The following is a 10515-nucleotide window of genomic DNA, read 5'->3' on the forward strand; positions in this document are numbered from 1 at the left end:
TCATGTACTTATATTAACAATCAAAACTCAAGGAAAATAGTCCTTAGTTAAATCAAACGACACTTCATGTCGTGTCGCTTATATCTCTGACCTGAAGGACAGAGTTTTACGCTCCATTTGATAAAATCGCGCAAGGCGACGCATTTATTTTCATTAGCCCTGAATACAACCACGGCTATAGCCCTGCGCTCAAAAATGCGTTGGATTACCTCGGTAAAGAATGGGGCGGAAAACCTGCGGCATACGTTAGCTATGGTGGCACCAATGGTTCACGTTCAATTGATCAAATTCGCCAAGTGGCAACCCAATTGGGCTTAATTGACAGTAATGCTGTGGTTGAAATTCGTGACATTTTCACGCGTAATCAAGCAGATAAATTCGAACCGAATGAATTTGACAACAAAGCGGTTAAAGCGATTTTCAAAAAATTACTGCAATATGTGAGTGCTTAATTCTTGCCGTTCGCGTGATAGATGCCGCCTTTTGTAAGTTCAGGCTTACATTATTTTCGGCAGATAGCAGCTATACGCCATGCATCATCCACGATAAAGTTAAAGCATACAGAGGCAGGACGTCACTGAACATAAAACAACAATGATAAGACTAAGCAGGAAGCTTACGGTAGGACAGGAGTTATACCGCTAGAATGAATCTGAAAAAGCCTCGACAGGATGTCGGGGCTTTTTTCATTTCAAATGCTACATAAGAATAGCTCTAACATGAGCCACAACCAAACTCAGGGCAATGGCTCATTAGATCTCACCCAATCGGATGCGATTACTTTTTAGAACTTTCCACAATTAAACGCGTCACCAAGTACAAACGCGGTACGATAGAATCCGTCAAAATATATTCTGCTTTATCTGAATGTAATCCATCTCCAGACATGCCGATTCCTTCAATGATCGCGGCTTTCGAACTAACCCCAGCAAAAGCGGCATCGGTACCACCACCCCAAGCGGTCGTTTCAACTTTCATCGGCAGCTTTAATTCGTTTGTGTAAATCTGCTGGGCTATCACGGCTAATTTTTTGGCTTGTGGACTGGCTTCTAAAGGTGGACGACGCACTTCAAATTTGACTTCGACCTGACTTTCCGCCAATTTTTTGGTTTTGACTTTTTGCTTCAAGGTTTTTTCCAACTCAGCAAAATCTTGTGGTTTTAAGGAACGAGCATCTGCCTGCGCTGTCGCATGGTCAGGAATCACATTTCGAGTTTTTCCAGCCGTCGCAACAGTCCAATTCAGCTTTAAACCCGTTTTCGGATTGGATAGATTTTCCAATTGTTGAATCTGAAAAGCCAGTTCTGTCAAGGCATTGACCCCTGCTTCAGGTTTTACCCCCGCATGCGAACCCCGCCCTTTAATATCTAAATAAGCCGCACCAATCCCACTAGTGGCTAACATCAAACTTCCCTCTAAACCACCGGTTTCAAAGGAGAGGACAACGTCCTGATTTTGAGCGGTATCCATAATCAATTGGCGCGAGCCGGGTGAACTGATTTCTTCATCTGAATTAATTAACACCGTAATGGTGCCGTAATCTTGGTACTTCAGCTGTTTCAGCATATCCAAGACATGAATCACTGCAGCAACACCTTGCTTGTCGTCCAAAATACCTAAACCATAGGCTTTATTACCATCTATACGAAACGGTTGACCTTGTAATTGGCCCTTTTGATACACCGTATCGTTATGTGCCAACAACATAATGTTCGTTTTACCTTTGCCTTTTAGTACCGCTTTTACAATCGGTCCTGTCTGATCTGGCGCACCATCGAGTTTCATGATGTCTTTGGGCTGAATCACGTTCACCTCAGCCCCTGTGGCTTTTAATTGCTCTGCGACCACCTTGGCAATTTGATTCAAACCCTCAATATTTTTACTGCCAGATTCAATATTGACCAAGGTTTTCAAGGTCTCTAAATAACTGTGTTTTTTGACTTTCCGCAATTTTCTTAATCTCTTGTGGAGATGCTGCCCAATTTGCTGAAGCACTAAGCGCAATGGCACAGCCTAATGCGAGCTGAAGTTTTGACGTCGTCCGTTGTTGTGTAAGTGTTCTTAGCATCGATCTTATTCCCTGTATATTTTTCATTATGAATTTTTAATGTCTGATAAATTAGTTCACCATTCAACCAATTAATCGCAAAAATATGTAACACCGCTGATAAAGCTTTTAGTCACTTCAAAACCAGCTTCCAGCTGTTTTAAAAGCGGTTTAGATCGATTTGGAAACATAGATCTAGCAGTCGAGAGCCTAGCTGCTATGCAATGCCTTGAAGGAACGGTCAGAATTAAAATTTAAGTGTTGTACGTTTTGGCTTACATTAGATGCGGATAATAGACACTATTCACGTTATTGGATTACTTTTATATTAAGGTCATACAGCGACAGGATGTCACTGAACATAAAACAACAATGATAAGACAATGAGCAGGAAGCTTAACGGTAGGACAGGAGTTATACCGCTAGAATGAATCCGAAAAAGCCCCGACAGGATGTCGGGGCTTTTTTCGTTTAGGCGATGTGAAAGCAACATTCCATGTATTTGCACAGACTAAACATCGACCTGAAAACCTAAATCGACATCACAGGCGGCTTGACCACCTCGTATCCCCCAATTTTCTAGAGGGCTTTCACGTAAGGTAATGATGATATGGTCGGCCGGAATGCCAAATTCCACCAAATTTTGCACCAGCATTTGATATAACTTACGCTTGGTTGCCACGGTTCGTCCCGCAAAACAATCGATGGTGATATGTGTAAAGCGCTCAGGCTGCGTCAAATGATCAAGCACCTGAAACCGATGTAGCGCATGCACTTGCAAACGTATATTGCGGTCATATCGAGGCAGTTGAAAACTCTGTTGTAAGGCGTTAAAGACAGCATTTATCAACTGTTGTTCTTGTTCTATGCTGTATTGCATCCGTATATCGATTTGTGTTGCAGGCATGCGCGAAACTCATTGTTGTTATTTATATCACTACACTAGCAGGATTTAGCGATGTTCTGCTGTAGGCATTTACCTACAGCGCTTGCAGTATTTACGCCTATGGCCTCAACAGCAACGCGCCTATAGTAAGAACATACAGAGACAGGATGTCTTGCAATAAAAATAAATAATGCACATGCAGCAGGAACGCTGATCGGTATGACAGGAGTCATATCTTTAGAATGAATCTAAAAAGCCCTCGATAGGATGCATATTCTTGCCCAATTGGACACTTGATAGTATATCGTACTGGACACAGATTCTTCTTTTAATTGGACACTCTTATTTTCAGACACTCTTTGCATCTAAAACGAAATTTAAACGAAAAAAGTAAAATGATTCCTATGAAAAAAGCGGTTATTGCACTGAGTTGCTTAAGTATACTTTTGATGGCCTGTTCCTCGCTTCTTAATCCAAGTATTCAGAATTCACTAAAAGAAGTGAGAACATCAAAATTCCTAAAAAATGAAGATAAAACAAAAAACATTGGTGGGATTGATGCAAATAGTAATGGTGTGCGTGATGATATTGAGGGATACATAAAGCTCAAATATGGGAATAACCCTGAATTTGTTAGCGTATATATATGCAGTATGCACAAGAATTACGAAGAAAGCTGACTTTGGCTAGTGATGATCGTGAGGTCTATCGTAGAGCGTCACACGAAGTTAGTAGAAAAATGGTTTGTGCTGCGGAAATTGACTATAAAGTTGAGCCTGAAAAAATGTATCGGGACACAATGATCATTTATGCCCTGTCGGTGAATACCAAGCAACGTAAGGCTGAAAGTAATCGTATTAGCTCGTTGGTGAGTGGCATGGTATTCACATTACCAACTGAGGGACACTGCAAAATTAATGAATACGTTTATTAAAGTGTCCAACTTAAAAAAGAATGGGTGTCCAAATACTTATTGATTTTGCAATAGGATGTCGAGGGCTTTTTTCATGTCGTCATTCATTCAGAGATCGCACTCTATTCGTCGAAAAATCGCAATTTATCAACAATACTTACATCGCAACAGTAAAACTGTACTTATAATCGGCAGAGAATTTAGACAGAATAACGGCTGCGAGTTCAGCAGCTCGAACTGTCAGCGCTTAGGGATTAGGCGACAACAATAAAAATTGAATTAAAAAATTAGAGAATGACCTATGCAATTGCAACAGCAACAACTGAATAGTTTTACCCGCATTTTTCATGCCGCTCCAGAACACAATAGCCCGCAAGATCTTGCACAATATATTGGCGCGCATCGACAAGAGCTTTTACAACAAATCCATGAAAATGGCATCTTACTGTTTCGTGGTTTTAACATCGAGCAACCCGAACAATTTAACCAACTGATTGAACAATATTTTCAGTTTACGCCATGGAATGCATTTAACCCCAACATGCCCAGCTGGGTTGCATCTTGGATGCGAAAATACAGCGAGAAATTGCTCGGCGCAGGCGACTACCGTCGTTATATCGATCGCAACACAGTGCAATTGGGTCCAGTCGAAAACTCGGTACAAGGCCCACATGTTGAAGGTGGTGTGCGCTCAGAACGCTCGCGTTATATCGCCTTATTTTGTCAGGAACCTTCGACGTATTTGGCAGAAACAGGATTTAATAACTTAGAGCAGATTTGGGAGAATTTTCCGAAACATCTACAGGAAAAATATCTTGGTGCATGGAACCATTTTTCTTATGTCTCGGCGCGCGAGGTGGGGCTATTTGACCGATTATTGCTGAAAAAGAGCCCGTTTAGTCTAGAGATTCGACAAGATAAAAAAGCCAAACTGACCTTGCAGCGTTCGCCACTGGTGATTCATCACCCCGATACGAAAAAGCATGTGATTCAGCCGTGGGCTTTTGCTAATAATACCAATCCATTTGCCCATCAGGCGGCCAAAAATTGCTTTGAAAATCGCGGGGAGATTGAAATCGATTCGACAGCGGACGGCATGCAACTGACTTGGGAAATTTACACGCCAGAAGGTCAACAAATTGAATGGAGCGATGCCGAAAAGCAGCAATTTTTTGATGCGATGTATAAAGATGCCCTGCTTTTGCAGTGGCATAAAGGTGATGTTGCGATCGTCGATAATATTAAAATTGCGCATTGGCGAATGAATGGAGAACAAGGAAATCGTAAATTAATTCAAATTCAAGCCAATGCATTTAATGCCGATGAGCACTATGCGGCTTAGCTGACGGATTTAAAATTCGTGCAGGCCTGTATGTGAGAAGCCCCGTAGGGGCTTTTTTTTTATTTTTTGAATTTTTTGTTTATTTTTTAGCCGCTATTTTGGCTCAATTTTGAATAACCATGCTTTTTCACCGTCCTCAATCCCCCAAATGGCGCCATCTTTGGCCTCAATCAAGCCACGGATCCGCTGTTTCATATCGATGCGCTGGATTTCTGTTACTGGTTGATGTGCTGTGTCCACAATCACGATTGCTTGAGACGACAATCCGCCAATCAGCGCTTTATTTTTCCACAAGGGGAACTTTTGCCCTTGGTAGAACATCAAACTCGACGGTGAAATCACCGGTGTCCAGCTGATGGCAGGCGCTTCAAATTCAGGCCGTGTAAGATGATCAGGAATCGGTTGATCATCATAATGATCGCCATTCGACACATGTGGATAGCCATAGTTTTTCGCACGCTGCACGAGATTTAACTCATCACCACCTTTCGGTCCCATTTCGGCCACCCAAAGCTGCTGTTTTGCATCAAATGCCATGCCTAAAGGGTTACGGTGCCCGAAGCTCCACACTTGCTTTGCAACTTCGCCTTGGGTCTGAAATGGATTATCCGCAGCAGGTGTTCCATCACTATTTAAGCGCAGTACTTTACCCAAATTTGACTGCAGATCTTGTGCAGGATCAAACTTCTGACGTTCGCCCGAACTCACCCATAATTTTCCATCTGCGCCAAACTGCATTCGGTGTGAATAATGGCCTTGACCTTCTACTTTTGGAATTTGCCTCCAAATGATTTTTCGCTGTTTTAAACTTGGCGCAGCTTCATTGAGGTTTAATGTGGCTTTTTCGATGACAGCGCCATAACCGCCCTGTCCGGCTTCTGCATAGCTCAGATATATCTGATGATTATTTTCAAACTGCGGATCGAGTGCAATATCACCTAAGCCGCCTTGTCCGCCATAGGCAACTTTGGGAAGGTTTTTCACCTGTATTTTCTGCTGGTTTTGAGGATTAAAGATAATTAGCTGACCTTTTCTTTCAGTCAGCAATAAACGGCCGTCTGTAAGTGGCTGGATGGCCCAAGGCTCATTGAATTGAGCGATTTTTTGTATTTTAAAGCCCTGTTCTTGCTGGACTTGTGCAGAATTTTGAGTTTGGCTTGGTGTTTGATCTTGTGCTGTAGTTGTGGTGTTTTCCGCATGGCATGCGGCTGTCATCAAGATGCCAACGATCAGGCTAGGCGTTCGAAAATATTGTATGCATTGTTTCATTTACTGTTCCCTTCCCTTTTATAATCATTTGATTCTAATCAATTAATCAGATGATTTTTCTTTGGAAAGGTAACAGAATAATTTTGTACGTTTTGGCTTACATGACATGCAGAAAATTGCGGCTTTCCAAGTTTATGAAACAGGCCTAATCTACAGTTATCAGGAGACAGGAAGTTTCCGAAACATAAAACAATAACAATAAGTTTCTGCATCAGGACGTGAGATATGACAAGGAGTTGTATCTAGAACACGAAATACGAAGAAAACCCCGACAGGATGTCGGGGTTTTCTTTTTCTATCTATTAATTTTTTATGACCCATTAAAAAAATCCCCCAGATTCAGCTGGAGGATTTCACGATCATGATTTTGCGCAATCGGACTTAGAGGCTTTTGAGATATGCCACAACATCGTCATGACCTGCCATTTCTGCAAGTTCTAAAGCGGTATATTGGGTTTTGTGCTTTACATCTGCACCTTTGCCTACCAATAGCTTCACTACGTCTAAATAGCCGTTTTCTGCTGCTGCATGCAGTGCGCTGTAGCCTTCTTCATCGGCAGAGTTTACGTCTGTGCCATTCGCCAAAGATTTTTCGACTTCTGCAAGTTCACCTAAAGATGCCCAGTACACTAGCTCAGGCAGATGCAGTTCTTCATCGTCTTCAGGGATTGGGGAGATAGAATTAAAGTTCATATTTTTCTCACAATAGTATTAATAAGGGCTTAGTTAGATATTAGATTAATTAAAACCAAATAATTAACAACACAACAAAATATTAACTCTCTCCAACCCACAGTTGAATTGTCGCACACAATTGTAATCCATATACCCAACCAATAAAGTCGCCTAGCTCTTGACCGTTAAAACTCAAATCAATAGTTTTATTCCTAAAAGTAGTAGGCAAATCATTAGGAATTCCTTTTATAGACCATACACCATTATGACCAATTGCATTTCTAAGATGCCTTGCAAAGGCATACCATTCTTGTGACCTAAAATGATCAGATTTATTATTTTCAAAAGCATAACTTTTGGCAGCTTCGAAAGTTTCTAAAATCATGTAGTAAAATGTTTGTTTAACAAACATTTTTGCTGAACCATTGTCTAAAGTATTTGAAAAATTAATATTATATAAAAGCCAATCTGTAGCAGCTACTTCATTTCCGCTTAAGACATATATTTCTTTATCTGATACTGTTAAATTATAATTACTCAAATAACGGCTTGTTGGTTCTTTTACTGCTAATCCGTAAGCACCTAAACTAAACCAAAAGGCATCACGGACGTATTTCATTTTTTCTAAACATCTTTCTTTTGTCATAATTTTAAATATTCTAAATATCATTTCTATTAGAGCATAAAAAGCCCCCTTTCGGAGGCTTTTCTTTTTAAAGAATCACAACTTAGGCTTTCGCTGTAGATGCCTCTTTAACATCAATTTTATCACTGTCGTTTTCATGCATGATCAATGCAACCGCGATCGCAGTAATCAGTACAGGTAAACCCACCGCCATAAAGTTGAAATGCGCAGGTAAGTTCATACCGAGCAAACCACCAATCAGAATCGGCCCTACAATCGCGCCCATACGACCAATTGCAGAAGACCAACCAATACCCGTCGAACGTACAGCAAGTGGGTAATACTGCGCCACATAGCTGTACAGCAGCATTTGCGAACCAATAGATGCAGCACCTGCCAAGAACACCAAAATGTATAGCAAGAACTGATTTGATTGGAAGCCCATCAAGCTCATCACAATCGCGCCCATCATACCCAAAACCATCAGCACAGGTTTTAAATGGAAACGGTCAGCCAAAATACCACCGCCAACAATACCCACAACTGCGCCCACGTTCATGACCATCATAAACATTAAGCTGTTATCCATAGAATAACCGGCTGCCATCATCAGTTTTGGTAACCAGCTGCTTAGCGCATACATGGTCAATAGGCACGTAAAGAACGCCACCCAAAACAATAATGTATTTACGGCACGACCACGGCGGAATAAACTCACCACGTTAGCAGCTTCAGGCACGCTTTCTTGAGGCAAAGTGAACACTGTATTTTCAGTCACTTTCACTTCAGGTGCTAAGCGCTTCACGATACTGCGGGCTTTTTCCTGTTTGTTTTCTTTCACCATAAATGCCAAAGATTCTGGTAAAAATCTCCAAATCACAGGTAAAAGGAAAAGTGGAATACCCGCAATAAAGAACATGATTTGCCAACCAAAGTCAGGGGTGAACCATGAACCTAAAAGTGCCGCCATCACACCACCGACTGCATAACCACTAAACATCGTCGTTACCAGTGTGCTACGCATCTTCTGCGGCGCGTATTCAGACGTTAAAGCCACAAGGTTAGGCATTACACCGCCAATCCCTAAACCAGCCAAGAAACGCAAAATACCAAATTCTGTTGGATTTGACGCAAAACCACCGGCAAAGGTCAAACCACTAAATAAAACGATACAGATCATAATGACTTTTTTACGGCCAATCTTATCCGCTAAAGAACCAAAGAACATGGCACCAAACATCATGCCTGCGAGCGCAGTACTGGCAAGCATCCCCGCTTGCATTGCACTTAAGCCCCAGTCTTGCATCAATAATGGTAAAACCACGCCATTAATCGCTAAATCGTAGCCATCAAATAAAATAATCAATAAGCACCAAGCCACTACATTGAAGTGGAACGGGGTAAATTTAGCCTTATCGACTACAGAATTTATGTCTATTTTTTCCGTTGTCATCGTTCTCATCTCCCATGAGTACTTGTCCATAACATTCATTGAATTTTTAAGTAAAATTCAACAGCCACGGAATATACGGAACAGTGTTTTCTAGGGATATTAGACGTATGTTTAATAAATCTAGTCGCTTATAAGTACATGTTAATTGTGTTATTTTTCATGCTTTAGTTTAATTATTAAACATTATCAATATATGATTATTTAACTGATTTTTTTAAATAATAATACCCTTATTTTCAGGCCTAATTCTTCTATTCTTTCATTAAACTTCAGAACGACACACCATCATTTATTTCTATCTTTAGTTTAGAAAAATTTTAAATGTCTAAAAAACAAACGCAATTACATCTTTAGAAAAGCTCGCTTTAACGCACTTGATTGTTTTAAAAACATTTATAGCACTGAGATTAAGCGATCACCAGCTTACAGCGAAATCCACGAGACGCATAATATGACTGCGCGCCATTATGGTAGCTAAATACATGATCATAACGTCGATCACAAAACAGTGCCCCGCCCTTTTGCCGAATATCCGCTGGCGTCACAATCCAGCTCGAAGTCTTTAAATCGAAATGAAAAACTTGCTGTATCGCTCGATAGTCTTCTTCCGTCAGTAGCTCAGCACCGATGTCTCGAACCATGTCTATAACGTTATTTTTCGGGGGATGATCCTTCCGATTCTCCAAGGCATCACGGTCATAGCACAAGTTTCTTCTAAACTTTGGCGACTCTAAGCTGCAATCATAAAATATCAGGTCATTAGATTGCTGATTCAGCATCACAATATCTGGCTCACCGCCTGTTTTTTCCATTTCGATTAAAATTTGTAGTTTTGAGGGCTGTGCTATCAATTGTTTTTTAACATAATCCCAAAGTAATTCTGGATGACGCTGCATATTTTCCTCAAAGCGTTGCTGCAATATCTCTAAAATAGAGACTTCATCAAGATCTTGGAGCATATGTACATCCTATTGTTTTTATACCTTGGAGACTGAACTTCACTATAAAGAATATAGGCTCACCTTGATGTAAATTTTTAGCGCTGTTTAGCCTCATTCTTTTTTAATATCTCTCGTTTTCCTATTTTTGTGCTTTAGCTTTTTCTACTTTTATAACGTTCTTTTCCTTTTTTCTTTTTTCTCCTTGCATAAAAAAACACCCCCTGACGTATCAGGGGATGTTTCGAATAATGAGCTGGCGATGACTTACTCTCACATGGGTAACCCCACACTACCATCAGCGCTAAGAGGTTTCACTTCTGAGTTCGGGAAGGGATCAGGTGGTTCACTCTTGCTATTGTCGCCA

General features: G+C 40.8%; 11 protein-coding genes, 1 rRNA gene and 1 pseudogene. 4 read left to right on the plus strand and 9 right to left on the minus strand.

The features are described 5' to 3' along the window. Positions 1–119: 119 nt before the first annotated feature. Positions 120–452, plus strand: a pseudogene (locus FTU77_RS15525) (NADPH-dependent FMN reductase); the annotation flags it as partial. 325 nt (positions 453–777) lie between these two features. On the opposite strand, the gene FTU77_RS15530 reads toward FTU77_RS15525, so the two are convergent. The 3 genes from FTU77_RS15530 to FTU77_RS15535 all read right to left on the minus strand — a co-directional run bounded on the left by FTU77_RS15530 (position 778) and on the right by FTU77_RS15535 (position 2954). Continuing rightward, positions 778–1914 (minus strand): glutamate carboxypeptidase, encoded by a 1137-nt coding sequence (locus FTU77_RS15530; protein WP_257223654.1) that lies wholly within the window; start codon positions 1912–1914, stop codon positions 778–780. Next, positions 1892–2068 (minus strand): hypothetical protein, encoded by a 177-nt coding sequence (locus FTU77_RS16080; RefSeq protein WP_257223655.1) that lies wholly within the window; start codon positions 2066–2068, stop codon positions 1892–1894. The genes FTU77_RS15530 and FTU77_RS16080 overlap by 23 nt, the downstream gene beginning before the upstream one ends. A 490-nt stretch (positions 2069–2558) precedes the next feature. Continuing rightward, entirely contained in the window at positions 2559–2954 is a 396-nt protein-coding gene (locus tag FTU77_RS15535) for a tautomerase family protein (RefSeq protein WP_180056167.1), read from the minus strand. A 383-nt stretch (positions 2955–3337) separates the two neighbouring features. On the opposite strand from FTU77_RS15535, the gene FTU77_RS15540 reads away from it, so the two are divergent. From FTU77_RS15540 to FTU77_RS15550, 3 genes are all read left to right on the plus strand, one after another. After that, positions 3338–3613, plus strand: a complete 276-nt coding sequence (locus FTU77_RS15540) for a hypothetical protein (RefSeq protein WP_180056168.1) — start codon at positions 3338–3340, stop codon at positions 3611–3613. Continuing rightward, complete coding sequence (locus FTU77_RS15545; protein WP_180056169.1) at positions 3580–3867, plus strand: hypothetical protein; 288 nt, start codon at positions 3580–3582, stop codon at positions 3865–3867. The genes FTU77_RS15540 and FTU77_RS15545 overlap by 34 nt, the downstream gene beginning before the upstream one ends. A 280-nt stretch (positions 3868–4147) precedes the next feature. Next, positions 4148–5188 (plus strand): TauD/TfdA family dioxygenase, encoded by a 1041-nt coding sequence (locus FTU77_RS15550; RefSeq protein WP_180005606.1) that lies wholly within the window; start codon positions 4148–4150, stop codon positions 5186–5188. 93 nt (positions 5189–5281) lie between these two features. On the opposite strand, the gene FTU77_RS15555 is transcribed toward FTU77_RS15550, so the two are convergent. The 6 genes from FTU77_RS15555 to rrf form a co-directional block, all read right to left on the minus strand. Then, on the minus strand, positions 5282–6457 hold the full coding sequence (locus FTU77_RS15555; RefSeq protein ID WP_373684014.1) for a PQQ-dependent sugar dehydrogenase: 1176 nt from the start codon (positions 6455–6457) through the stop codon (positions 5282–5284). 381 nt (positions 6458–6838) lie between these two features. Then, a complete protein-coding gene (locus tag FTU77_RS15560) occupies positions 6839–7150 on the minus strand; it encodes an ankyrin repeat domain-containing protein (RefSeq protein ID WP_180022952.1) in 312 nt (103 codons plus the stop codon). Positions 7151–7232: 82 nt separating this feature from the next. Beyond that, entirely contained in the window at positions 7233–7778 is a 546-nt protein-coding gene (locus FTU77_RS15565; RefSeq protein ID WP_180022953.1) for a hypothetical protein, read from the minus strand. 82 nt (positions 7779–7860) lie between these two features. Further along, positions 7861–9210, minus strand: coding sequence for an aromatic acid/H+ symport family MFS transporter (locus tag FTU77_RS15570; RefSeq protein ID WP_180022954.1), 1350 nt, complete (start codon positions 9208–9210; stop codon positions 7861–7863). Positions 9211–9617: 407 nt separating this feature from the next. Then, a complete protein-coding gene (locus FTU77_RS15575) occupies positions 9618–10169 on the minus strand; it encodes a DUF4256 domain-containing protein (protein ID WP_180056170.1) in 552 nt (183 codons plus the stop codon). A 233-nt stretch (positions 10170–10402) separates the two neighbouring features. After that, positions 10403–10515: ribosomal RNA gene (gene rrf, locus FTU77_RS15580) — 5S ribosomal RNA — on the minus strand; the annotation flags it as partial.

It is taken from the genome of Acinetobacter sp. YH12142 (assembly GCF_013418435.1).
Taxonomy (GTDB): Bacteria; Pseudomonadota; Gammaproteobacteria; order Pseudomonadales; family Moraxellaceae; genus Acinetobacter; species Acinetobacter amyesii.

What these genes read in the sequence shown, in the direction of transcription:
- FTU77_RS15560 (WP_180022952.1), bottom strand. Translation starts at nt 7,150, where the DNA reads ATGAACTTTAATTCTATCTCCCCAATCCCTGAAGACGATGAAGAACTG.
- FTU77_RS16080 (WP_257223655.1), bottom strand. Translation starts at nt 2,068, where the DNA reads ATGCTAAGAACACTTACACAACAACGGACGACGTCAAAACTTCAGCTC.
- FTU77_RS15535 (WP_180056167.1), bottom strand. Translation starts at nt 2,954, where the DNA reads ATGCCTGCAACACAAATCGATATACGGATGCAATACAGCATAGAACAA.
- FTU77_RS15540 (WP_180056168.1), top strand. Translation starts at nt 3,338, where the DNA reads ATGAAAAAAGCGGTTATTGCACTGAGTTGCTTAAGTATACTTTTGATG.
- FTU77_RS15545 (WP_180056169.1), top strand. Translation starts at nt 3,580, where the DNA reads ATGCAGTATGCACAAGAATTACGAAGAAAGCTGACTTTGGCTAGTGAT.
- FTU77_RS15550 (WP_180005606.1), top strand. Translation starts at nt 4,148, where the DNA reads ATGCAATTGCAACAGCAACAACTGAATAGTTTTACCCGCATTTTTCAT.
- FTU77_RS15570 (WP_180022954.1), bottom strand. Translation starts at nt 9,210, where the DNA reads ATGACAACGGAAAAAATAGACATAAATTCTGTAGTCGATAAGGCTAAA.
- FTU77_RS15565 (WP_180022953.1), bottom strand. Translation starts at nt 7,778, where the DNA reads ATGACAAAAGAAAGATGTTTAGAAAAAATGAAATACGTCCGTGATGCC.
- FTU77_RS15555 (WP_373684014.1), bottom strand. Translation starts at nt 6,457, where the DNA reads ATGAAACAATGCATACAATATTTTCGAACGCCTAGCCTGATCGTTGGC.
- FTU77_RS15575 (WP_180056170.1), bottom strand. Translation starts at nt 10,169, where the DNA reads ATGCTCCAAGATCTTGATGAAGTCTCTATTTTAGAGATATTGCAGCAA.